The 22,975-nt window shown below is 33.6% G+C and carries 24 protein-coding genes; 20 read left to right on the forward strand and 4 right to left on the reverse strand.

Annotated elements, in window-relative coordinates; translation table 11 throughout:
- Positions 1–62 precede the first annotated feature (62 nt).
- From AC106S_RS17285 to AC106S_RS17295, 3 genes are all read left to right on the forward strand, one after another.
- The gene (locus AC106S_RS17285) at positions 63–683 is read left to right on the forward strand and encodes a hypothetical protein (RefSeq protein WP_482440936.1); all 621 of its coding nucleotides are present in this window, start codon (positions 63–65) and stop codon (positions 681–683) included.
- A 311-nt stretch (positions 684–994) separates the two neighbouring features.
- Entirely contained in the window at positions 995–2,038 is a 1,044-nt protein-coding gene (locus tag AC106S_RS17290; protein WP_482440937.1) for a ParA family protein, read from the forward strand.
- Positions 2,022–2,630 (forward strand): HEPN domain-containing protein, encoded by a 609-nt coding sequence (locus AC106S_RS17295; protein ID WP_482440938.1) that lies wholly within the window; start codon positions 2,022–2,024, stop codon positions 2,628–2,630. The genes AC106S_RS17290 and AC106S_RS17295 overlap by 17 nt, the downstream gene beginning before the upstream one ends.
- Before the next feature lie 643 nt (positions 2,631–3,273).
- On the opposite strand, the gene AC106S_RS17300 is transcribed toward AC106S_RS17295, so the two are convergent.
- Both AC106S_RS17300 and AC106S_RS17305 read right to left on the reverse strand, forming a co-directional pair.
- Entirely contained in the window at positions 3,274–3,801 is a 528-nt protein-coding gene (locus tag AC106S_RS17300) for a hypothetical protein (protein ID WP_482440939.1), read from the reverse strand.
- A gap of 486 nt (positions 3,802–4,287) precedes the next feature.
- The gene (locus tag AC106S_RS17305) at positions 4,288–4,596 is read right to left on the reverse strand and encodes a helix-turn-helix domain-containing protein (protein ID WP_482440940.1); all 309 of its coding nucleotides are present in this window, start codon (positions 4,594–4,596) and stop codon (positions 4,288–4,290) included.
- Between the two features lie 464 nt (positions 4,597–5,060).
- Between AC106S_RS17305 and AC106S_RS17310 the strand changes: the two genes are divergently transcribed.
- The 7 genes from AC106S_RS17310 to AC106S_RS17340 all read left to right on the forward strand — a co-directional run bounded on the left by AC106S_RS17310 (position 5,061) and on the right by AC106S_RS17340 (position 13,760).
- A complete protein-coding gene (locus AC106S_RS17310) occupies positions 5,061–5,585 on the forward strand; it encodes a hypothetical protein (protein ID WP_482440941.1) in 525 nt (174 codons plus the stop codon).
- Between the two features lie 881 nt (positions 5,586–6,466).
- Positions 6,467–7,024, forward strand: a complete 558-nt coding sequence (locus tag AC106S_RS17315) for a hypothetical protein (RefSeq protein WP_482440942.1) — start codon at positions 6,467–6,469, stop codon at positions 7,022–7,024.
- A gap of 90 nt (positions 7,025–7,114) precedes the next feature.
- Positions 7,115–7,966, forward strand: a complete 852-nt coding sequence (locus AC106S_RS17320) for a Kelch repeat-containing protein (protein ID WP_482440943.1) — start codon at positions 7,115–7,117, stop codon at positions 7,964–7,966.
- Positions 7,967–8,495: 529 nt separating this feature from the next.
- On the forward strand, positions 8,496–10,487 hold the full coding sequence (locus AC106S_RS17325) for an ATP-binding protein (RefSeq protein ID WP_482440944.1): 1,992 nt from the start codon (positions 8,496–8,498) through the stop codon (positions 10,485–10,487).
- A gap of 308 nt (positions 10,488–10,795) precedes the next feature.
- The gene (locus AC106S_RS17330) at positions 10,796–11,410 is read left to right on the forward strand and encodes a hypothetical protein (RefSeq protein WP_482440945.1); all 615 of its coding nucleotides are present in this window, start codon (positions 10,796–10,798) and stop codon (positions 11,408–11,410) included.
- A 62-nt stretch (positions 11,411–11,472) separates the two neighbouring features.
- On the forward strand, positions 11,473–11,847 hold the full coding sequence (locus AC106S_RS17335) for a hypothetical protein (RefSeq protein ID WP_482440946.1): 375 nt from the start codon (positions 11,473–11,475) through the stop codon (positions 11,845–11,847).
- Positions 11,848–12,239: 392 nt separating this feature from the next.
- Entirely contained in the window at positions 12,240–13,760 is a 1,521-nt protein-coding gene (locus AC106S_RS17340; RefSeq protein WP_482440947.1) for a T9SS type A sorting domain-containing protein, read from the forward strand.
- 102 nt (positions 13,761–13,862) lie between these two features.
- Here AC106S_RS17340 and AC106S_RS17345 read toward each other — a convergent pair whose 3' ends face one another.
- The gene (locus tag AC106S_RS17345; protein WP_482440948.1) at positions 13,863–14,504 is read right to left on the reverse strand and encodes a hypothetical protein; all 642 of its coding nucleotides are present in this window, start codon (positions 14,502–14,504) and stop codon (positions 13,863–13,865) included.
- Positions 14,505–14,526: 22 nt separating this feature from the next.
- Entirely contained in the window at positions 14,527–14,778 is a 252-nt protein-coding gene (locus AC106S_RS17350) for a hypothetical protein (protein ID WP_482440949.1), read from the reverse strand.
- A 358-nt stretch (positions 14,779–15,136) separates the two neighbouring features.
- Here AC106S_RS17350 and AC106S_RS17355 point away from each other — a divergent pair, with 358 nt between their 5' ends.
- The 10 genes from AC106S_RS17355 to AC106S_RS17400 all read left to right on the forward strand — a co-directional run bounded on the left by AC106S_RS17355 (position 15,137) and on the right by AC106S_RS17400 (position 22,860).
- Entirely contained in the window at positions 15,137–15,793 is a 657-nt protein-coding gene (locus AC106S_RS17355) for a lipoprotein (RefSeq protein ID WP_482440950.1), read from the forward strand.
- 254 nt (positions 15,794–16,047) lie between these two features.
- Complete coding sequence (locus AC106S_RS17360; RefSeq protein ID WP_482440951.1) at positions 16,048–16,494, forward strand: DUF695 domain-containing protein; 447 nt, start codon at positions 16,048–16,050, stop codon at positions 16,492–16,494.
- A gap of 231 nt (positions 16,495–16,725) precedes the next feature.
- Complete coding sequence (locus AC106S_RS17365) at positions 16,726–17,475, forward strand: ankyrin repeat domain-containing protein (RefSeq protein WP_482440952.1); 750 nt, start codon at positions 16,726–16,728, stop codon at positions 17,473–17,475.
- Positions 17,476–17,578: 103 nt separating this feature from the next.
- Positions 17,579–18,664, forward strand: a complete 1,086-nt coding sequence (locus AC106S_RS17370; RefSeq protein WP_482440953.1) for a TlpA family protein disulfide reductase — start codon at positions 17,579–17,581, stop codon at positions 18,662–18,664.
- Positions 18,665–18,868: 204 nt separating this feature from the next.
- On the forward strand, positions 18,869–19,276 hold the full coding sequence (locus AC106S_RS17375) for an XRE family transcriptional regulator (RefSeq protein WP_482440954.1): 408 nt from the start codon (positions 18,869–18,871) through the stop codon (positions 19,274–19,276).
- A 28-nt stretch (positions 19,277–19,304) separates the two neighbouring features.
- Positions 19,305–19,754 carry a hypothetical protein gene (locus tag AC106S_RS17380; RefSeq protein ID WP_482440955.1) on the forward strand — a complete coding sequence of 150 codons (450 nt, stop codon included), beginning with the start codon at positions 19,305–19,307 and terminating at the stop codon, positions 19,752–19,754.
- 22 nt (positions 19,755–19,776) lie between these two features.
- Positions 19,777–20,511: a hypothetical protein gene (locus AC106S_RS17385; protein ID WP_482440956.1), complete on the forward strand. Its 735-nt coding sequence runs from the start codon at positions 19,777–19,779 to the stop codon at positions 20,509–20,511.
- A gap of 228 nt (positions 20,512–20,739) precedes the next feature.
- Positions 20,740–21,237: a hypothetical protein gene (locus AC106S_RS17390; protein ID WP_482440957.1), complete on the forward strand. Its 498-nt coding sequence runs from the start codon at positions 20,740–20,742 to the stop codon at positions 21,235–21,237.
- Between the two features lie 185 nt (positions 21,238–21,422).
- Positions 21,423–21,983, forward strand: coding sequence for a DUF7822 domain-containing protein (locus AC106S_RS17395; protein WP_482440958.1), 561 nt, complete (start codon positions 21,423–21,425; stop codon positions 21,981–21,983).
- A 487-nt stretch (positions 21,984–22,470) separates the two neighbouring features.
- Positions 22,471–22,860, forward strand: a complete 390-nt coding sequence (locus AC106S_RS17400; RefSeq protein WP_482440959.1) for a hypothetical protein — start codon at positions 22,471–22,473, stop codon at positions 22,858–22,860.
- Positions 22,861–22,975 lie beyond the last annotated feature (115 nt).

A 22,975-nucleotide genomic window follows, 5' to 3' on the forward strand; every position in this document is an offset into this window, starting at 1 on the left:
ATGTGATATTTGCGCAATGCGTATATTTGGACGTTATCTGCAATTTTTTAAAAACTGCATCCATGAAAAATATTTGCAAGCTAATTTTAGTGTTTATTTTACCAATTTTATTTGGATGTAAATACGAACAAAAATTACAAAGAAAAGAATTTCTAAAAACTGCAAAAATTTATTTTAGCGAAGAGTTAAAAAATAATGCAGACTATAAATCCTTAGACTCTTTGAGAATATTAAAAATTGACACATTGTCTGATAAAGATGAATTATATCTATATATATGTCAATTATATAGATATAAAAATCATTTATTATCACAATCAAAATCGCCGAAAGATTTGTACGAATTAAAATATGGAACTGATGATTTTGGTTCGCAAATGTATGAAGACTACGTAAATAAGTTAGAATATAAGTCTGTAAAAGAAAAAGAAGCAAAATTTAATGTTCTGAGGGATTCTATTGACATTATTAAAAAACAAATAAAACATTATGAACAAATATTAGTCAAAAAAGATAGTTTAAATTTATGTATGTATGAAGTTGAATATATTTATCAAATAACAAATAAAAATATGATTGCTGAAAAAGGTGTGACATATTTATTATTTACAAAGGATATGAAAATAATTGAAAATAAAAATCTGGAAATAAAAAATCTTCAAAAATTTCCATTTATTAAATAGAAAAACGTCACCAGCTATGCCAATGGGTGGTGGAATGCCGGGAATGATGTAGTAGCGTATCGCTGAGACAATTTAATATATAAACCGTTCTACTTTTGTGCAGCGGTTTTTTTATTCATATTACAAATTAAAGGATAAGAATTAATAATGTATTTAGAATTATTATCTAATAATACTTGTATCATTTTTATTGCCATTTAGAAATATTTTTATAAATAAACACAAGTTTATACATTTTGTATTTATTCAATGCGTAAATTTGAATATAGTGACATCACTGAGAAATATAAATTAACAGAAATCCAATAATTATGACACAGAAAATAGTTTTTTTTAATCATAAAGGTGGTGTGAGTAAAACTACAACAACTTATAATTTAGGTTGGATGCTCGCAGAAAAAGGTAAAAAAGTTCTGCTTGTTGACGCTGACCCTCAATGTAACTTAACAGCACTTATTTTAAATGATGACTATGAAAAGTATTATTTAGAAGATACAACAAAGAATAACAATATAAAAGATGGTGTAAAGGTTGCTTTCGAAGGTAAGCCGCATCCAATTTCAGCAATCGAATGCCCTTCAGTAGAACGAAACACTAATCTTTTTTTATTGCCTGGACATGCTAATTTATCTGAATACGATGCTGCATTAAGTTTTGCTCAAACCTCAAACAATGCTATTTCTACATTACAAAATCTACCAGGTGCATTTAACGATTTAATAAACAAAACTGCCGATAAATATCAAATTGACTATGTTTTAATTGACTTAAGTCCTGCTTTAAGTGCAATTAATCAAAATTTATTTACACTTTCAGACTTCTTTATTATACCAACGAATCCTGATCCATTTTCAATTATGGCATTAAACACCCTAGTTTCAATTTTACCCAGATGGGTTGATTGGAATGAGAAAATGAGACCGGCTTTTGTCGATGCTGCTTATCCATTATCTACATCAACCCCGATTCTTATTGGAACATTAATTCAAAGATTTAATGTTCGTAAAGGTAAAGCGGCTAAGCCATATCGGGAAAACATCGCAGAAATAAAAGAATCTGTAACACAAAAACTAATTCCTGCATTAGAAACTAAAAATATGGTTTTTACAGCTAAAGTTTATAGTGATGCAGGAATTAATATAGATTTATGTCTTGCTGAAATTCCAGATTTTCAAGGATTGTTACCTAAAGCTAATGATATTGGTGTCCCTGTATTTGCTATAAAAGATAATGAAATTGGCGAAACGGGACCTATTCTTGATGGAATGATTGAAAAACGAAATCAATTTTATTCACTATTTAATAATATATCTGAACAAATAATTAAAGTTATGGATTATGCAAAGAGCGTATGACCAATTCCAAGATAATATGAGGTACATCAAAGAATTAGATGCTCTTTTTATTCACCTAAAAGACAATCTTCATTTACCAAATGATTTAACAGATATTCTTCGTGCAGAATGGGTTTATTGTGTAAGTGCTTTGGATAAGCTTGTTCATGAACTTGTTAGAATTGGAATGATTGAGGCATTTCAAGGAACAAGAATTCATACAAACAAATTTTCATCCTTTGGAGTTACGACTAATACACTTACATCTAGCTTAGCCGGAACAGTCCCACCACCTGAATATTGGTTTGAGCAAGAAATTATAGAACGACACAAAACACTAGCTTTTCAAGCTCCTGAAAAGATTGCAGATGCACTAAGTTTAATTTGGAATGAACAACATAAATGGCAAGCTTTAGCTATTGCCATAGGAATAGACCAAACAACCTTAACAACACAGTTAAAAACAATTATAAACAGGAGAAATCAAATTGTCCACGAATCCGACTTAGATTTAGTGACAGGTATTCGTAACAATATAGACAAAACTGATATTAATGACGTAATTACATATATTGAGAAATTATCTGAGGCTATTTTCAATGCAGTAAAATGAAATAGCACATATAGACAAAATAACTTTAGAATCAATGTAATCATAGTCTTATAGCCTGCTATAAAAAGTTTCCCGATATTGATTTAATAAAATAAAACAATCCTTTTAAAACTAAGTACCAGCTGCGCAAAGTCAGGAGACTTTGCGCCAATAAAATAAATCATCCGAAGTCAGGAGACTTCGGATAGCCGGGATATTGCTTCTGTATCCAAACTGGATCTTATTACTGAAGGTTTAAAAGGACGCTGAACCAGCGTGATGAAATACTAGGAATGATCTAATAACGTGTCGTTGAGACAAATTTAATATATAAACCGTTCTACTTTTGTAGGGCGGTTTTTATAAATATTAAGCGTTCATTTATATATAATTTTGACCATCAATATTGCATATTTATAATAGGTAGTATTAATAACAAGACTCTTATCAAATAAAAAAACATGCTAATGAAAGACTAGCATGAAAAAACGTATAATTAGTAAAAATATACGTATATTTGAAAATAGAAAGTGGAAAGACTTTGGACATCTTTCCAAATGAATCTTGTATTTATTATAATTAATGGTTTGGACCCATTAACCGCGCAAATAAAAAAGAAACATTCTTTACTTTCATTTAAGACACTTTGGACTAGTGTCTTTTTTTATTGGAATAATCCTAAATCTAAATCTGTACTTGTATAAAGATACTTGTCATTAAACTCAAATCCTGGTTTGATCTTACCATCAGTAGTAAGCCAGTTTTTCTTACCCCAAAATGTATTTCTATTATCTCTTCCTGCTTGAAACTTAACAAGCAACCCTTTCTTTTTTAAAGACTGAGTACTAGATGATAATGTTGAAGCTAATTCAGAAACATTATATTCTTTTCCTTCTTCATCAATAATCATTTCTGCAATTTCCCTAAAATGAACAAATCGATTTAATTTATCTAAAAAGTATACAAACTTCATTTTACTCGTCATATTGCTATCATAGGCATTCTTTTCATCTTGAGTAATAATTTGTAGAACATTATTATTACTTTTTTTATCTGTTACAACAATATCTAATGATCTATTATTATCTTCTAATACTTCTATAGATAGTTCAATACCTCTTAATTGCTCTTCTAGATCTCTCTTTTTACCCTTTAATACATCTATGGCACTTTTAATATTGTCTGAACTCATATCAATATTTTTAACAAAATTAGGAATAAAAAATTAAAACTAAAAACAAATAACCATTACTCGATTAAACAACCATTAAAACAAACCAAAAATAAATCATAAAACTCTAATAATCAAATAAATAAAAAATAAAAAAAAGTTATCCACAATAATCAAAAACCATATAAAATAAACAAATACCGTAAATAAGAAACAATACTGATAAAGATTCAATTAACCTACCTCTTCTATTATGCAAGCGCCTTCTTTTGTTACTAAAGAATTATATTAGTAATTCAAAAGCTAATATTAGAGGTGGACTATTCTTAATAACATAAAAGCAAAAGTACTATATATAGACCCCGCTACGAAAAATCTTCCGATTTTGCGCCAATAAAATAAAAAACAATCTATTAAAAAAATAAGCTCCGAAGCCTAAGACTTCGGAGCTTATTTTATTCAATTACTAAATAATGTAATAAATGTAAATCCCAACTCTTATTGGATTTATTCATCAATTTTATATTTTTCTATATCGAAGTCAAAATCAAATAGTTCTTTTGGCGGAATTTTAAATGCTGAAGCCATTTTAAGAATGGTTTCAATCGTTGGATTTCCTTTACCATTTTCATATTTGTTGTAATTACTGGAATCAAAAGCCGAATTTTGTGCAACAGCGTCCATAGAATTATACTTTTCCTTTCTTATCTCCTTGAGATGCTCGGAAAAACACTGCATATACAATTTTAAAACGTCTTTGCTATCCATTAATTTTATAATTAAGAGCAATTTTGGAATTTCAATTAAATATTTCATGGTAATATATTACCATATACGAGAAAATATATTATATTTGCTAATAGATTACATCCGAAGATGTAATTTTGCGATACTTCAAAGAAATATAGAAGCTATTGCTTAGAATCTCGACTTGAAAACTGGTAATTTAAAAGCAACGAGACGATAAGCTAGAAGCTCACGACCTAGGCGTGGGCTCTCTTATCTGTTGCACGGTATACCAGTACCTCAAGTCGGATATTGTAGAGTCTCATGCCGTTTTTATTTTCATGCTGTTCTGTTTTTCTGCGATCATCTTTTTCTAAGCCTGCTTTACCACATCAAGTATCATGATACGGTACAATGGGGTGTACAATCCATTGCGGCTTTAGGGCTTTTAGAAAAACACAAATTCTATCCTATTCATTAGGCTTTTATGGGCATAAAGTCATACGTACGTCCATTACGGCCGGTAAAATCGTACACTAAAAAAATACAGACTCATGAAAAAAACCAGAACAGACTTTACATCCCGGCTGGGGAAAGGCCGGAAGAAACATTGCGGCTTACAGCAGATGGAGACATTTTTTCAGCTCAATGACCTGGCGGCATCCAAAGAGCTGCTAAACAATATTATGCATTATGCTGTTAAAAGAAACAGCCGGATAAAAGAAGATCCGTCCGTTGTTTATCTCTTTCACCAGGCGATGCGGCAATTCATCCGTGCGGGCTACTTCATCATGCTGAAGGAAAAGAAGTGGGCCGTCAAGCCCCAGTTGGAAGAGATCTCTCCGTTGATTCTGGGCTTACTTTCTGAGAAAGAATACAAAAATCCTCTGCTGGTCTTTAAAAAAGCATTCATAGAATACAGCATCAGGGAATTCGATTATTTTATTTCCGGAATGGTCTATTTCTCACTGGGCATCTATGACCATCTCCCGGAAAGGAATATGATAAGCCCGTATATACATCTCACCAAAATGCTGGATGCGGCGTATCTTATTATTGAAAGGAGAAGGAAAGAATAAAAAACTTCCTGCTACATACAGCCTATCAACATTGTTCCAATACAATAAATTATTTAAAATCTCATATTTTGGGTAATAAAGTACCCCCTGCTCCGCAAAGTCTCCCGACTTTGCGGAAATAAAATAAATCATCCGAAGTCAGGAAACTTCGGATAGCCGGGTAGCCGGGACTTCGGATAGCTGGGGCCTGTTCAGTTATTAAAAAACAAGCCTGATGATAAAATCTGTCCGTCAGAAAATTTACGGACAATAAATTTCTTTTAGTTATACGTATTGATTAAAGTTCCATGATAACAACATCTTCATCAATATAATTATCAGGTCGCTCCTACGGAGCTTCCCTCTGATTTCCCGCTGCGCAAAATCTCCTGACTTTGTGCAAAAAACAATAAATAATATAAATTACATTTCGGGCAATAAACTCCCTCCAACCTGTATTACAACCCGCTCCAGCCACTTCATAAAGGAGCCGGAACCGCTTCCCAACCGCCGATAACCACTTCATAAAGCCCCTTTACCTCTTCCTATAAGCCCATGAAGACTCCTGGGTAAGTGGTGGTTCCCGCTTCGGAACGGCCTGGAGCCCGTTAATCAACTGGGTATACCCCCTTATACAACCCCTTATACCCCCTTACCTAAGGGGGTAACCGTATCTGATGATAAAATGCAGAACGTAAAGGCAAAAGCAATCCTGAAATTTTGAAATTCTTAACTCTCCCACCGGCTCCATGCATAAAATATCCATTTCACCCACTCTAAAACTACCGTCCTGCCTATATAAAATATACCTCTTTCATTTTTTATCCCTCCAACTTTCTCCTATATTTGTCAGTATAATGATAGAATCAATATTGATGACATCATAAAACCAAACAAAAAATATGACAACAAAAGAAGAATTCTGGGACAGGAAAAGGAAATTAAATGATGATTTTTTCGTCATGGGCTCTGTGGCCAATCCTGCCACCGAAGAACAGATTACAAAGTATGAAGAAAGTACAGGTTTCACATTCAGTGAAGATGTTAGGGATTTTTTGACAACATTTGGCTCCCTGATTTTTGAAGTTAAAGAAGAAATATGGAAGCGGCCGGAAGAATTTGATGTTCTGCCAAGCTGGAAATTCGGATACGGCTTTTTTGTATACGGGCTTTCTCAGGATGAAGAAATGCCTTCATGGATGGGGTTTGAAGAAAAGCATGCCGAAGCTCTTGAATATAAAGAAAAGCCACATGGACAATTATTTTTCAAACGCAGCGGCAACCTCTACCGCGCCTATACCGACAATGGAGTGATCAAAATTGAATATGACAAATATGACGGGGAAGATTACGAAGTTTTTGAAGGAAATATTTATGATTTTTTAATCAAAGAAATTGACAAATTAGAAGAAGATTACAAAGAATACATCAACGAAGGAAAAACAAATACTAAATCTTAACACCCCTTGAAAACAAAATTATTATTCCTTTCATTTTTGGGTTCATTATTCGCCCATGCACAGACACTTCAATTTAAAAATCTCGCCAGTATGTCTGCTGGCAGAGGCGGCACAAGCAGTGTGGTGGTGAATGACAATATATATGTAATCAATGGGTACCAGGAAAACAGCGGTAATGCAAATTATATTGAAAAATACAGTATTACTGATAACAAATGGAGCGTTATCAATTCTACCCTGCTTACCAAAAAATTTGCCAATTCGGAGACCTGCGATAATAAAATTTATATTTTTAACGGCTGGGGAAACAGCCATCTTGAAATTGTAGACCTTGCAGCCAATACAATAACGAAGGGCGCTACCAATCGCTCCTACACAGGAAATGCAGGCTCTGCAGTCTATAATGGCAAAATATATGTATTTGGCGGCAGCGGACTGAACGGAGCTGCCACCACTGTATTCTCTAATAAATTCCAGTATTATGACATTGCTTCAAATACATGGAACCCTTTACCCAATATGCCCACAGCCAGAGAAACAAGGGGCAAAATTGTAAATGATAAACTTTATGTAATTGGCGGTTTTAACGGTACTCCATCCCGCCTGATCAATGTTTACGACCTCAAAACTAATCTTTGGGTCAATCAGTATACGATGCCTGTTGGGATAGCCGGACACTCACTGGCGGTATCCGGTAATAAGATTTTTATTGCAGGAGGTTTTAATAATCAAAGTTTTCTCGCGTATTTTGACACTACAACTAATAAACTACATCAGTTATCCTCCAATATGATTCCCAGAAGATATCCTACCGCAGAAGTATACAACAATACATTATACATCATCGGTGGAAGTACAACGTCTCTGCTCAAATCATCCATTAAAAGTATCCAGGCAGCCGATATTAATGAAAGCGTGCTTTCTTCAGCTGCCGATAAGTAAGATCACAAAACCAACACGGAGGTCTATGCCAATTCAGGTAGAGGCAGCTTTGTTATCAGCAGTCAATTTGAATACCCGGTTTACCCTTGCTGCACGATTGTCTCGTGTGGCTTTGGCTCCCCGCTGCACAAACTCTCCCGTCTTTACGTCTTCAAATAATAAAGCATCCAAAGTCAGGAGACTTCGGATAGTGAAGAGTATGCTTTTAACTACTAGAATGTATAATCGCTGAAATGAATAGCGCTGAGCCTGCTATGCCAATGGGTGGTAGAATGATGTAGTCTTAACTACAACATTAAATTAAAAACGTTCTACTTTTGTGGGTGTCTTTTTATTTTGAGTATGGTTTTCTGTAAGGAAATATTATTTCAACAGATTAACTTAGCAAATACATTATAACAAAACAAAAAAGCCTACAACCCACTGATTACAAACAAAAATCATTATGCCATATTTGATTTGTTTTTATTACAAGGTTTCGTATATTTGAGAGTTATGTATAATTTTAATCCCACCCATCATATAAGAAATGTCTACAGGAATACACTACAATGTTGATTTAAAAAAAGCTTTTATTGAGAAAGAAGAAAGAAATATAATTGACCAATTTGCAAACTTATTTGCTATTACTTTTGCTAAAACTCATAAGTTTAAAAATGCAACCTATCATTATGTTTTTTTAAAACCAACAGATGAATTAAAAGAACAGTATAGATTTCAAAATGAAATTTTATTATTAATTAATCCTTTTCATGATTTTGATAATAGAACATTTGATTTTGTTGACAAATTAATGACCGATTATAGAAATAGATTGGATAAACTCTGTCTTGTTTTAATAAGTAAGGATAATAATATTAAGCGTAAAGTAAATAACATAATAACTCAAAATCCTGATAGTCGAATAATTATTCCTTTTAACTATTTGGATTTCATAAAAAGCCAAAACCCTATAAGCCTTATCTCATTAAGACTTAAAGAGTATTTTTATGGTAGAGACCTATTTGCTTTTGAATCACCACTACAAAATGATGCATATTTTTATGGTCGAACTGAAACAGTACAATTTTTTTACGACAAATATAAAGCTGGTGAAAATTCAGGATTGTTTGGTCTAAGAAAAATAGGAAAAACTTCAGTTCTTTATGCATTAAGAAGATACTTAAACTTACGTAATGAAATAAATATTTTTATAGACTGTCAAGAGCCGTCATTTCATTTAAGACGTTGGTATGAATGTCTAGAAGTAATTGTGCTTCAATTAAAAAAAGAAATTGAGACGATTAAAGAAGAAAAAATAGATATAAAGTTAAATTCTCCTTACACTGAAAAAGATGCTTCAAAGTTTTTTGAGGAAGATTTATGTAAATTAAGCGATATCACGGGGAACAACAGATTCTTATTCATATTTGATGAGATTGAAAATATTACATTTGACATCTCACCCACTGAACATTGGAAAAACTCAAATGATTTTCTATATTTTTGGCAATCTATGAGAGCTGTTTACCAAAAAACGCAGAATTTATTTTCCTTTATTATAGCAGGGGTAAATCCTAAAACAATTGAAACTGGCTATATTAGTGGCAATGATAACCCAATCTATAGAATGATTTCCCCCACATATTTAAAACTTTTTAACCATAACGATGTGGAAGAAATGGTAAAGAATATAGGAAATTATATGGGGCTTGATTTTGACAAAGAGATATTCACTTTTTTAACTGATGATTTTGGTGGCCATCCTTTCCTAATTAGACAAATTTGTTCTAAAATTCATCAAAACATTGTCAAGGCTAGACCTCAAAAAGTAACAAAATTTTATTATAAAGAGAACATCAGTAATTTAAACACGTCCCTTATAGACTATGTAGAAGTAATTGTTGATGTATTAAAAAAATGGTATCCAAATGAATATGAACTCTTAGAAGCTCTTGCTCTTGAAGATTACAATCAATTCTCTGAAATAGTCTTTAAAAACGAAAAATCAATTGAACACCTTATCGGATATAATTTAATTGAAAAAAATGGCACTGACAAATACCATGTAAAAATTAACACAGTAAAAGAATATGTAACTTCTAAATCATTACTTCGCAGAAAAATTATTACCATAGAAGATAAATGGGAAGCAATAACAGAAAGAAGAAATCAATTAGAACTAAAACTAAAGGAAATTATAAAACTTACAATAAAATTAAAACATGGACCAAAAGCTAAAGAAATCTTCTTGAATAAAATAGAAAGCAAAAGAAGAGAAAGATTAAATAATTTTAATCTAAATGAAATTTTTTCAGACAAAGGTGAAATTTACTTATCAGATTTAAAAACTTTTATAATTCAATACTGGTCAGATTTTTTAACAATATTTATTGATAAACCCAAATTTGAAATGTATCTTGATATTATCAATACCAATCGTATCGATGCCCATGCAAAAGATTTAGGTAAAGATGATTTACAAATAACAATGTCTGCACTTAACTGGATAATCGAAAAGTCAGATAATTTTTTAGAATAATAAATAGAAAATATTAAATAATGAACGGAAAAGTTAATAAGGCCTCTGATAAAAAAGAAAAATGGCAGAACTTTAGATTCTGGATCAAACAATAACCACTATTATAAATATTTCCCTCACTAGCATACAATTTTATTGTGTGGCTTTGGCTTTTGATTATATTATTAGAATCTTTAATTTATAATGCTATGATCACACAAAAGCATTCGTGCGACGGCAGTATTTACCCGTTATAGACTTAATGGCCTTATCAATCAAAAACCGCTCTATTGTATAGGACGTTTTTTTATATTCGCAAAAAGCCATCCATGAAAAACTTACCGGTCTTAATTTTCATCACGATTTTATCTATTGGGGTTTCCGGTCAGAAGAGAAATACCATAAACTGTAAAATAACCTATTTACCATCTATAAGGTATGAAGATAAATCTGTGAAAATATCAAAAATACAGGCGAAGAAAATAGACAGTTTGATTAATCTTAAATCTTATAAAATAAACCTTACGGATGATGACTTAGAAATGTTAAAAGAACTGTATGATAAAAAAGATTTTAGCGGAAATAAAATGTATCCAGTTTCAGAATCAGCATTTTTAAAATTAACCAGGCAAAAAGAGATCAACATTGATGCTGAAACTATACGTTCCCTTTCAGAAAAAAGCTTTACAGATCTTTTAAGCTCGGTTGTTGATGGTTCTCCTTTTATACTGACTGCAAGCACAAAAAATAATCGGCTGACCTATAAAAATAATTTCTCCGGAACACCTGGATTAAAGGACCTTAATCAATATTTAATTTTTTATTTTATTTACCATGAAGTTACTTTTTGCCAAAATGGTAATAAGCTTGTAAGCAGCTATTTTGAAAGGCAAAATTTAATGAAAAACATTATGTATTTTCTGGTGAGGATGGAAGCGGATTAATTCAATAAAAAAATATGTAAATTACACAATCATATACAACTTCATCCAGCATAATCGAAAAAATGAAAAACAAAATCCAGCTAATATCAATAGCTTCTTATATGCTGATCATTCTGGCCGGAGAAATGATTGGACTTCCATTTATCTGCTGGCTAATGTTTACACTTTTTGACTTTGGAAATATTGATCAACTCTTTGCATTGCTCGGAATTGGTGGAATTATTCTGAATGTGACAAAATGGAAATACAGAGTCCCTATAACCCTTATAAGCTTCCTGTTAATGTTATCGCCAATAGTAAGCAGACTGGTACAGGTTCCAATCGGAATGTTTGACTACCTGGCATTTCAAATTCCATTAATAATTTTTATAATTACATATTTAATATTCATCATAATGAACATAAGAGACAAAATACTGAATGTAAAAGCAGTTTAGATTCAGAGTTTTAAAGTCTCACTACTTCACAAAATTTCTCCTCCCGCTGCACAAACTCTCCCGTCTTTACGTTTTCAAATAATAAAGCATCCAAAGTCAGACTTCGGATAGCAAGGATAATGCTAAAGAGTTTCATGGCAAAACACTAAGTGATGCGTGTGATAATGACGGAATATCCTTAAAATACAGACCGGTAACGTACAGAATTTCACTTTTCGTGAGCCAGCTCCTGATCATGTCTTTTTATTTTATATCCAACATTTATTCAGTAAATAAAAACAGATATTAGATATCCATCAACACTTACTAATCTATTATCTACCTGATGGCTAAGAAAAAGTAACTTTCAGAAAAACCTGAAACTTATCATATCAAACTAAAATATTACTGCTATGAAAACAAAAATTTTACATCTATTTGCTTTTATGGGTATTTTACTCGTTAATGCACAAATGCCAAAATGGCTAGTAGGTGGTGGCTATTTAGATTTTACCGGATCTTCCCCGCAATTTACTCCGGCTTCAGTTGGTGCAGGAAGTGCAGCAATTAATTCAAGCGGAACCATATTGTTTACTGTAACGGGGGGGAATATAAACACCACCAATGCAGGCGCGGTAAATATATCCGATGGAGAAGTATCGGTAACTAAGGTTCCCGGAACTACTAATGACTGGTATGTAATAGGAATTAAACAGTATGTACAACCAGACAACCGGTATTTGTATAAACTGCAACACGCTGTTATAAGAGTACAGGCAAGAAATGGAGCCCGGGAATTGGTGGGAACGGTTGTGAATGATGGAGTAATAGCTGATTTAGGATATCCCGGTCCTTCAAATCCTATGAATGCTGTGCAAAAACCGGGAATTGCCATAACCAAATTAAATGGAAGTAATGAAAGATATTTATATACCGTAGGAGTTAATTATCTAAATAATAACTCTACCGTATCATATATTCGCAGGTTCACTATTAATGGGGTAAATCCCGGCGGTGTCTTTCAGAGTTCTCCGGTATATGTTGACCCGCCCCGGGATTCTTCTTACTTTGGAAGTGCTGTGAATGAATTAGAACTATACCAAAGCAGCACTGGCGCCATTACACTGGCCTGGGGGGATAGTCCGGATCCTCCCAATAATATCAATTCATATAATCCCGCAAAAATATATACCGCCCAAATTAATCAATCTTCCAATCTGAGCTGTACCATAAAAAGTTACCCTTTGCCTCAAGGCGGTATGGTGGGAGGATTAGAATTTTACAATAATGGTCAGAATATAGTTTTTTCAATCAGTAATTTTATGGGTTCAATAGGATCGGTAGATTATGGCTTACGTACTATTAATCTTAATAATGGTGTTATAACTCCCATTACCAATTCTTTAAGAAACGACATCAGTGGAGAACTCAATAATTACTGGAAAATAGAAAAAGATGTTTTTGGAAATTATTTTGTAATTAAAACAAAATTCATTTATTCCGGCGGAGGGCCGTTATCATACAAATTGATGACTATTGACCTGAACAACTTAGTGGTAAATAATTTTGATAACCTCAGTTCTTATTCTTACATGGATTTACCGGATCAGGTGGATGATGCCAATTATTATTCACAGAAGAACTCTACCCAAAATATGGATGAATCTGATACTGATTTTAACATCGCACTTTCTCCCAACCCTGTTTCAGATATGGCTACTATAAGTTTCAGCCTAAAAGAGGATACGAAAATAACTGCTGAAATTGTAGATTATTACGGAAAACTGGTAAAAAGAATATCTGCTCCTTCCAAACAATTAAAAGGAGTAAACAAAATCAGGTTTTCTACCTCTGATATTGCCAATGGTATTTATATTATAAATCTGAATATGGGACATGTAAATAAATCCTTAAAATTTATAGTGAAACACTAAAGTTGAATACCCACTCCCGGCGGGAAACCGTCTGTAAGGAAGACAGGAAAAAATACAAAAAAGGCTGTTTTCACAAATGGTGATACAGCCTCTTTGTTTTAACTAAAACCGGTTTTTAATTTTATCCAGATAAGCATAATCTTCTTTCACTTTATTCAGCCATCGCTCTCTTCCTTCCGGTTTATTTAAAAAATCCGAATGAAATCTTTCTTCTGCTGAATAAGTTGCGACCTGCTTCGCCAGATCCTTCACTAATGGCATATACTCAGGGGTACGATTTAAGGTTGCCAATGCATTGTATAAAAGACAGTAACCAATATATTTTGTATTGACGAGTTCTTTAGTATAGTCTGCTATTAAATTGGCCTGAGCCTCATCGGGTGTACTGTTCTGAATTCCTAAAAGGTCTTTTTTAGCAAACAGTATATAGATAATATGTTGTTTTTCGGCAGTATTTAAATTTGAATTATAGAGCGCATTAATGGTTTTCCAATCGATTTTCGGATCATTCATTTTTTTTCCAAGATCATTTTCGACATTGAAAGCCATAAAATCTGTATGGGCATCAAGATATGGCAGCTGCTCTGTGTATTCTTTTCCTGAAGGAATATCTGCCGGTTTTTTTGTTATAACGGATGACCTGGCATTCTTATCACTTTTTTGTTCATATGTTGCCATATCATCTTTAGAACAGCCTGTAAAAATTGCAGCTACAACTGCAATATTCAAAATTCTCTTTTTCATAGTAATTATTATTAGTGTTTATTTAACAGCCTACTGACATTCCCGGCTCCCATCCATTCACTACTCCCTGTTCAAAAACATAATCCGACGTAGCATATGCATAATGAACAGTTGCCCCACGGGGCGGGGTTCCACTACATGCTGTTCCATTGGGAACATTCCATCCCATCCCTACACCATAACCTCCGGCCGACACATAGCAACCTGACGTACAAACTTTAGCTTCAACAGCAACAACAGCCGTAACAGCTAAAATGATCATTAATTTTTTCATAATTGTCTTTTTTTTTATTAGTTATTGATTTATCCGCAAACCATTTGCAATAACTTTACAAAAATATATAAAGAAAACAGGTCACAGCTAAGGGAAACCGCAATTACAAAAAATAATTTATTGTTTAAAATCAGAATAGAAGAAATAAACAAAATAGTTGCTGATTACAAAAACACAAAATAAAGAAATTAGCGGTAACATTATATCAGCAAAGAGATAAAACTGAAAAATTCAGTTTATTTATTCAGTCTCCTGTTTTCCGGTTACACAATTTTTAATAACTTCACTCCATTGCAAAAATATTGGCTATCTACACTTTTACGTTAGCTGCCGGACAAACCAACACCATCCAAAAGGCATGAAAAATATTTTAACATTTTTATCAGCTGTTTTACTGCTGACAGGCTGTAACAACTCAAAGACTGAAACTGCTGATAAAAACGACAGAACTGAACTTGTTCCTGAGCCGGACCGGCACGATAGATTATTAGGTGAAGCCATTCAAAAGCTCAAAGCTATGAAGTGTGACTTTTCTGATCCTGATATTTCTCTCAGCGGAATAGAACTGAGGAACTCTGAAAGTGCAGACAAAGTTATCGGAACAGACAAAAAAGCTGATGAAGGAGGACAGTATCATTTTTACTCGCTGATGGATGCTGAAACTTTAACTTTGACACAGCACCCCGGTGACGGCAAAAACCAGATCTCTGTTTTCAGCGTTTCATATTCCGATAAAGCTGATTACGGCTACCCACAATTAAAGGTAGAGACATTTCAGACAGAAAAAGGAATTAAACTGGGCCTGACAAAAGAAGAAGTTACAGCAAAACTCGGCCAATGCTATACAGTTGTAGACAGCACAAAAAACTGTATGGAAATTTATTACAGAATAGAAAGCCCCAGAGACAGCAAAACAAAGATTCTGGAAATCAATAAAATGCCGGTTTACTATGCAACCTATACCTTTTGCCGGAACCAATTGAAATACTATGAATTTGGACTTGAGTACCCGTAATAAAAACACATGAACAACAGACAGAATGTACAAAAAGTAATCCTATTCAGAGCCTGTTTAAATTTCTAAATTTCATTTTTTGAAGACGGAATTATTCATCAGCTTTGCGTAATTTCTTTTTGCAGACTTGAAGAACTATAAAATGTACATGATCTTTTTAGTGAAGAAAAATTTCAAACATAACTATTCATCAATAAGAAAATAACTGATATATATATTTTTTTGAATAAGAATTAAACAAGCTCTTAAAATTTATGAATTGGGAAGACATCAAATCAGACCACAAAAAAGTTTATCCGGCAAACAGTATAACTGTTTTTATGATGGATACCGAAAATGGAAAAGCAGCCACTCACTGGGTAGACGAAGCCTATAAAAACTATGAGTTTAAAGCTGAGTGTATGTTTAACTGTTATGTTACAGTTGATTTCACAGACGGCTTCAATTCTCAAAAGGAAATCCCTGACATTGCCGAAATTGAAAAATATTTCACGGAAAAGCTAAGAGAAGTCTGTGTTTGTCACCTTGTCGCCAGAATTACAACCGACACAGGAATAAACTTAGAATTATACGTTGACAATGTAGATCATGCTATTAAAAAATTCAACGAAATTGAAGAAGATGCATTGAGATTGGTTAATTTTAGTTGTGAAATTACCGATGATGAAAATTGGGAGAATGTAGAAGAAATTTTAAATTAAACTGAAAACCAGAACCATTTAAAATCAGCAACAGCACTGCCGTACAATAGGACATAGCCCAAAGCGGACTAAAGTTTACGTTTCGTTCTTCCGTCCCTGCTAAAAATGAATTATATTCGTCTGAACCGCTCCCGGTGCTGAATCAAAAGTTTAAACTCCGATTTTTTCGCTTTTGGCAACACCTGAATCATCAGCGCCACGCATAAATAAACATTTAAAATCTGAATTGATATGACCGAACAGGAATACCTGGAACACGCCAAAATGATATGGAAAACTTTAGTCCCGAAAAATGGTCATGCGGAAACCATTAGCGGTGAATTGGTAAGATGTGTTGAAAATCTGAGGGATGAGGCCCAGAGAAACGGAAATAAAAATTGGGGCAGACGTTTTTCATTCAAGGCAAATTTCATAAGAGATACTTTAATCCCTTCGGGAATTTTTTCGCCGGAAACAGTGGATGAAATCAACAGGGATATCGATTCAATACTTGAATATGAATTCCCTGAAACATCTGATATTGTATATGACAGGCTATTATACAGAATTGTAGACTGGGATTTGAAAATGCCTGGCCGTCAAAAACTGAGCGACCGCTTTCTTGCGGAATCAGCTGAACATGATGACAGTGCTTTTATGGCTCCTGTGCCAACATCTGTAAAATATTCTCCTTTAAGACAGGCTATATTGGAACAGGATACGGAAACAGTACAGCAACTTATCAGCACCGGTACAGAGGTAGATGAAACCGGCGAATTCAATTCAACTCCGTTAGGTACTGCCGCAGCGGTCGGAAATATAGATATCATCAGGCTTTTATTAAATGCCGGGGCAGATATTAATCATTTGGATTCACTTGGGCAGAGCATTCTTGATATGTCCCAGTACAGACCGGAAGCCAAAATCTTTTTGAAAGAACAAGGAGCAAAATCGGGCAAACAGCTGCAAAAAGCTGAAAAAGAGAAAAATAAAGACGCTTAACGCCAAAAGAATATTTTGCCCAAAACAGGGCCGAACTGTACTAAAACCACACCCGAACCATCGTAATGCAATAGTACCCAAACACTTTTAAAACAAACACAAAATGAATAAATATTTTATTTCCTTTTTCTTAATCCTGAACTCTGTTCTCCTATTTGCAAAAAATGATAAATTGTATAAAGCGAGACAAAAATTCAATAATTATAAATCGGTGTCATACGTTGCAACTGCATTCTATCCGAATCCGGAAACCGAAGAAATAAATAGTTTTAAAACCTTTTACATTATCAATAACTACAAGAGCAAAAGTTTTGACTTTTACAGCAAAACAGATCATTCAGAAGAAATATTCAAAAACAATGATTATACGGAAATTCTAGCCAAAGAAAAAACAATTTATAAATATGAAGACAGACAGAACCAGAATGAAATGATCCAACATTCAAGACCGGTTCAATATGGACCAACTTTTCTGATACATCATGACTGGAAATATGAAAATGACGTTTTGGTGAACGGAACCCAGCATTCTCATTACTCATTTATCGAAAGTACAAATCAATACGAGGGAAAAACAATTAAAATAGAGTTTAATATCTATATTTCTTCTCAGTATACCATATCCAAATTTGAAAGAAAAGTATACACAGATAATAAACCCGGGCAAACGATAACCTACAACTACGATCATTACAGCTTCTCAAAAAAAGAACTGGTTATCAATACGAATATTCCTGAAAGCTATTCTTTAAAATATTTTGAAAGAAGAGAGCTAAATCCATTAAAAGAAGGAATACAGGCACCTGGCTTTACCGCTCATGATCTTGAAAATAACGAAATTTCAAATACTGATTTTACAGGAAAAAACACTTTACTTCTATTCTCCGGAACCAATTGCGGCGCATCAATTGAAGTTTTTAAACTATTAAATAATGAAAACTTTCACCTTCCCAACAATTTAAAACTCATTCATTTTTATGCATCAGATTCAAAGGAAGCGGTTCAAAAACTTTTCAGTAATAAGAAAATCAATTTTCCTATAATAGCAGATCAAAAAGATATGGAGGAGAAATTTCAGGTTTCCGGATATCCGGTTTTATATTTAGTGAATGAAAATGGAATGATTTCTAAAACCTTTGATGGCTTGGAGCCAATAGCCGATTATTTAAAATCAATCAATAAAAAATAAAAAATTACGGTATACAAAATTGCATCAGCAAAATACAGGCGGGTAATGAATTGAAACTTTCACATTTCCCGCTGCGCAAAAAAAAAATAATCCAAAGCCGGAAGACTTCCGATACAGCTCTTTTATCCCGGGATAAAATACCCCGCCCTGCCGTTTTTTATCCCCCAACTTTTACTTATATTTGTTTCTGTAACGTACACAAATATGCAAAACAAAAACATACATCAGGGAAGAAATATCAAGCGTTTTCGTGAGATGCTGGGCATTAAGCAGGAAGCTTTGGCTTTTGATCTTGGTGAAGACTGGAACCAGAAGAAGATTTCACTTCTGGAACAGAAAGAAGCGATAGAAGAGGATATTTTAGAAAAAATTTCCAGCATCCTGAAAATTCCGGTGGAAGCTTTTCAGAATTTCGATGAGGAACAGGCTATCAATATTATCTCCAACACGTTCGATAATTGTCAGCAACCAGCTTCTATATTCTATAACTCTACAATTAATCCTCTGGATCAATTAATTAAAGTACACGAAGAAAAGATTGCCCTGTACGAAAGAATGCTGAAAGAAAAAGACGAAATGATGGCCAGGCTGGAGCAGCTTCTCCGTAAATAAAAAAACAAAAACTAATAACCGGAATTCCATGAAACTCTATTCTCTTATAGCAGGAATATTCTTCCTGTCCACTGCCTGCGCAGAAAACAGCAAATACAGGGTCGGCCAGGAATGGCAGTACAAAACCCGTCCTGCAGAAGAAAACTCTACCCTTAAGATTTTAAAGATTGAAGAATATCCTAAGACCGGAAAAATAATCCATATTTCCATCCGTGGTCTGAAGATTAAAAATCCCGGCAGCCCTACTGGTTTTGCTGAAAACCTCAGCCATATTCCTATATCGGAAGAAGCTCTGAAAAAAAGCGTTACCGGCCTGAAAAACGAAACCGGAAAAAAGCCCGACTCCCTTGAAATGGACGGATATGCTCACTGGAAAAAAGAATTCGATAAAGGAAATGCAGGGATATTCACCATTCCTGTTTCTGAAATTGTAAGTTCACTGGAAGAATCTATTACCTCCGGAAACCAGTCCCGGTAAAAACAGCTACATAAGATTACTCATGGGATATTGGCGCACACTGCATTTATTTGATGACAGAAAATTTTATACAGAAACCGTTCCGGCATTAAAAGGAGAAGCGGGAGACCTTACTGCAGATTGCCGTGAGTTTCTGAGATCTCACGTTACCGGAAGCACTTTACATCTGTCTGAACAGGAACTGGAAAAGCTCGTGAATGAAACTATTGAACATATTGTTTCCATATCCAATTCATTAGATGAAACTTTCAAAATAAACAGCGAATATCAGAAAGCAGAAAACACAAACACTGAGATGGCATTTTGTAATGATTTAGAAGGATATTATGAATTTTCTAAATTTTTTGAATATTATACCTTCAAAACCTGCGCAGATTTTTTTCCTCATTTAGGTCTTGGAAAAGGCGGAGTATCCCGGAATTTTGAACGATCTGAAAAAGCACTTTCCTATTCAGTCCTTGAAGACCTTGATGACTGGAACAATTTTTTGTGTTTCGACAGAATGGGAATTACCAACTGGATACCTCATGAAGATCTTCAATACCTTTATCTCGACAAAGAGAATCTGAAACATGATGGTAATGAACCGGCAGAAGCATTTCTTACCCTTCTTGAAATAGCACACGATCACAAACTCGGCTTTATTATGGGAGTTGATATGAGAGAAGAGATACTCCGGTCACTACCCGGCAATAAAACCGTAAAACCCGGAACCTGGACCCTTCAGAATTTATCCGGACTAATATGGGGAATGTAAACGATATATCCATCCCCTCAAAATACGTAAAAACAGTACAAAAAATATATCAGCTGTTGAGGAGCCTGCGGATCTAAAAAAAGTATGCCTGCGTTACCTGAAATTCTAAAAAATCCTATTGAATTAATTCCGGTTAAATTAGACGACATTGAATAATAAAACCAGGGGCCCACTCTAAAAGCCGCCGGAATTAAAGTCTGAAACCGTTACTAAAATCCAGAAACAACCATGAATTTTATAAAAAATCAATTACCGGAATCAAAAAACAGGATCAGCGTAATTTTAACGTTACAGATTGCTGAACCGGAGGTAAACGTTTCCGAATTTGCAGGTTTTAGAATTATAAATTCTCATGAAATACTTGAAAAACATAATTACCGCCCGCCACAGGATTCCCACCTGAAAAAGCTTGAATACATTTCGGAAGAAATTATTAATTCGGAAGATCCTATTTTAATTTGTGAGACCGGATTAAGTACGATGGACTTTGATATCATCTCTGAGATTTTGAGACCCTATGAATTAATCATCAACAAAATCTTAGTTCCCAACCCAGCCAAAAGAAATAAAAAACTTGCTGAAGGACAGGAAATGTATAGAAATCACAGCCGCTGGCTTCATTTTTATCCCGGAGAAATTGAGGATATCTATAACGATTTTGAAGAGGAAATTAAAGACCTGAAAACAAGGTATGAAAATACCCAAACGGAAATACAGGAAATATAAAAGCCATATAGAAGTGCTTTGGTGGTTTTTTGTCAGGCCGGCAACCCGTATTTTTTATTGATTAAAAAAATCACTGAATAATTTCCGTTCAACACTCCCTACTTTATTTGCAGGGTATCTGTGTAATATGTAGATTTGAGGGTGTACAACATCTAAAAAAACTAATAATTAAAAACTAATAACTAATGGCGAACAGATCATATCTATACAGCGCAAATCCGGAATTGACCAAACTTCGTGATGTATCGGAATGGAATTATGAAATTCCTTTATTCCATAAAATAGTTCTGGGTTCCGAAACTCAGATGTCTAATTCTAAAATATGGAACTTTGAACATCCCATCGCCATAAAAGGCAATTTTAAAAACGGATTAAAGAAATTTTATGATCTTCTAGATTACCTGGAAACACAGGCCGGTATCGACACACAGGCAATAACCGGGATCAGACAGGACACAAAAGATTTCTTCGAAAAATATCCTGAAAGAGTACTGGATCTGTTTTTTCTGGAAGCAGGAGAAATCTATGACATGGGAGGAGATATTGCTCCCATTGAGCAGCAGAACGAATTGTTTTACGATGAAATTATCTCAATATCCAAAGACATTGACGATATTTTAGAGAAAAAACCGGATAATGTATTTGATTTTAAAGATTCTCTGTGGCTGCAGGAACTGAAAAAAGATATCAATGCCTTATCTGTATACTGGACATATGTAACCTATTTTTCTTTCAACAAATCGTAAAAACAGAACAGTTCTTGAGTCTTATTAAATTTGATTTTTTTATAGTGCCCAAATCTTTACCATATTATTTAAAAATAACCTTGCTCTGAAAAGGCCACTAAAGCTTAAAAAAATCAAAGATTTTTATTATTCTCACAGACACTGTAGTTTTTTTCACCTATAAGATTTTGAGTTCTGTGGGAAATTCTGCTAAATACAAATCAAAGATTCGACGAAGTCAAAAGGCACCAAAGATTTAATAATCACATATCCATTTCTTCAAATAAAATTTAAACAGACTTTAAAAATATATGAAACCTGTTCTGTTACTATTTTCCTGTATCATAATATTGAATTGTTCCGTTAAAAATCTGGAGAATAAATACCCGGATGATGATCTCATTATTGAAAAAATTATTGAAATCTATAATTTTAAAGCAAAGAAAACAGAGCCCGCCAAAAATAAAATCTCCAGTACTTTAATAAAAATTTTAGGAGACTCAGTACTATGGATGAAAATGAGTTTGAAAAATCCTTTTTGCCCATAGGACCAAATGGTTATCGTGACTCCTGTGCAAAAAAATTCTTGTTTAAAGATGACTATAAAAGTTTTGTTTCCCAATACAATAAAAATACAGTTACCAGGATAAGTAAAAATTTACAGAAAAAATATAGAAATCGAAAATTATCGGAAATTGAAAAGGATGAAAAAAATAATAATGCTTTTTATGAATATTTAGAATTCTCAAAGGCTTATTTTTCCCGTGATGCACAGACTGCTTATATAGAAGTAAATTATCATTCAGGAGGAATTTATGGAGATGGGACAGCATTTATACTCAGGAAGAATAACGGAACCTGGGAAATAGTTCAGAGAATCAATTTATGGATAACCTAAAAAATTCATTAAGAATATCCAGTCATGGAAGTTCCCATGCTACGTAAAGTTTCCCCACCTATCCAGAACTATATTCTTTCAGTTTTAACTGCTTAATATATTGTTTTAGTTTATC

Source organism: Chryseobacterium sp. FR054 (assembly GCF_056844565.1).

Bases quoted from the DNA above. Each gene is read 5' to 3' on its own strand.
- AC106S_RS17380 (WP_482440955.1), top strand. From the start codon at position 19,305: ATGAAACTCTATTCTCTTATAGCAGGAATATTCTTCCTGTCCACTGCC.
- AC106S_RS17335 (WP_482440946.1), top strand. From the start codon at position 11,473: ATGAAAAACAAAATCCAGCTAATATCAATAGCTTCTTATATGCTGATC.
- AC106S_RS17285 (WP_482440936.1), top strand. From the start codon at position 63: ATGAAAAATATTTGCAAGCTAATTTTAGTGTTTATTTTACCAATTTTA.
- AC106S_RS17345 (WP_482440948.1), bottom strand. From the start codon at position 14,504: ATGAAAAAGAGAATTTTGAATATTGCAGTTGTAGCTGCAATTTTTACA.
- AC106S_RS17330 (WP_482440945.1), top strand. From the start codon at position 10,796: ATGAAAAACTTACCGGTCTTAATTTTCATCACGATTTTATCTATTGGG.
- AC106S_RS17350 (WP_482440949.1), bottom strand. From the start codon at position 14,778: ATGAAAAAATTAATGATCATTTTAGCTGTTACGGCTGTTGTTGCTGTT.
- AC106S_RS17360 (WP_482440951.1), top strand. From the start codon at position 16,048: ATGAATTGGGAAGACATCAAATCAGACCACAAAAAAGTTTATCCGGCA.
- AC106S_RS17290 (WP_482440937.1), top strand. From the start codon at position 995: ATGACACAGAAAATAGTTTTTTTTAATCATAAAGGTGGTGTGAGTAAA.
- AC106S_RS17315 (WP_482440942.1), top strand. From the start codon at position 6,467: ATGACAACAAAAGAAGAATTCTGGGACAGGAAAAGGAAATTAAATGAT.
- AC106S_RS17325 (WP_482440944.1), top strand. From the start codon at position 8,496: ATGTCTACAGGAATACACTACAATGTTGATTTAAAAAAAGCTTTTATT.
- AC106S_RS17395 (WP_482440958.1), top strand. From the start codon at position 21,423: ATGGCGAACAGATCATATCTATACAGCGCAAATCCGGAATTGACCAAA.
- AC106S_RS17375 (WP_482440954.1), top strand. From the start codon at position 18,869: ATGCAAAACAAAAACATACATCAGGGAAGAAATATCAAGCGTTTTCGT.
- AC106S_RS17310 (WP_482440941.1), top strand. From the start codon at position 5,061: ATGAAAAAAACCAGAACAGACTTTACATCCCGGCTGGGGAAAGGCCGG.
- AC106S_RS17390 (WP_482440957.1), top strand. From the start codon at position 20,740: ATGAATTTTATAAAAAATCAATTACCGGAATCAAAAAACAGGATCAGC.
- AC106S_RS17370 (WP_482440953.1), top strand. From the start codon at position 17,579: ATGAATAAATATTTTATTTCCTTTTTCTTAATCCTGAACTCTGTTCTC.
- AC106S_RS17300 (WP_482440939.1), bottom strand. From the start codon at position 3,801: ATGAGTTCAGACAATATTAAAAGTGCCATAGATGTATTAAAGGGTAAA.
- AC106S_RS17385 (WP_482440956.1), top strand. From the start codon at position 19,777: ATGGGATATTGGCGCACACTGCATTTATTTGATGACAGAAAATTTTAT.
- AC106S_RS17320 (WP_482440943.1), top strand. From the start codon at position 7,115: ATGTCTGCTGGCAGAGGCGGCACAAGCAGTGTGGTGGTGAATGACAAT.
- AC106S_RS17365 (WP_482440952.1), top strand. From the start codon at position 16,726: ATGACCGAACAGGAATACCTGGAACACGCCAAAATGATATGGAAAACT.
- AC106S_RS17340 (WP_482440947.1), top strand. From the start codon at position 12,240: ATGAAAACAAAAATTTTACATCTATTTGCTTTTATGGGTATTTTACTC.
- AC106S_RS17400 (WP_482440959.1), top strand. From the start codon at position 22,471: ATGGATGAAAATGAGTTTGAAAAATCCTTTTTGCCCATAGGACCAAAT.
- AC106S_RS17295 (WP_482440938.1), top strand. From the start codon at position 2,022: ATGCAAAGAGCGTATGACCAATTCCAAGATAATATGAGGTACATCAAA.
- AC106S_RS17305 (WP_482440940.1), bottom strand. From the start codon at position 4,596: ATGAAATATTTAATTGAAATTCCAAAATTGCTCTTAATTATAAAATTA.
- AC106S_RS17355 (WP_482440950.1), top strand. From the start codon at position 15,137: ATGAAAAATATTTTAACATTTTTATCAGCTGTTTTACTGCTGACAGGC.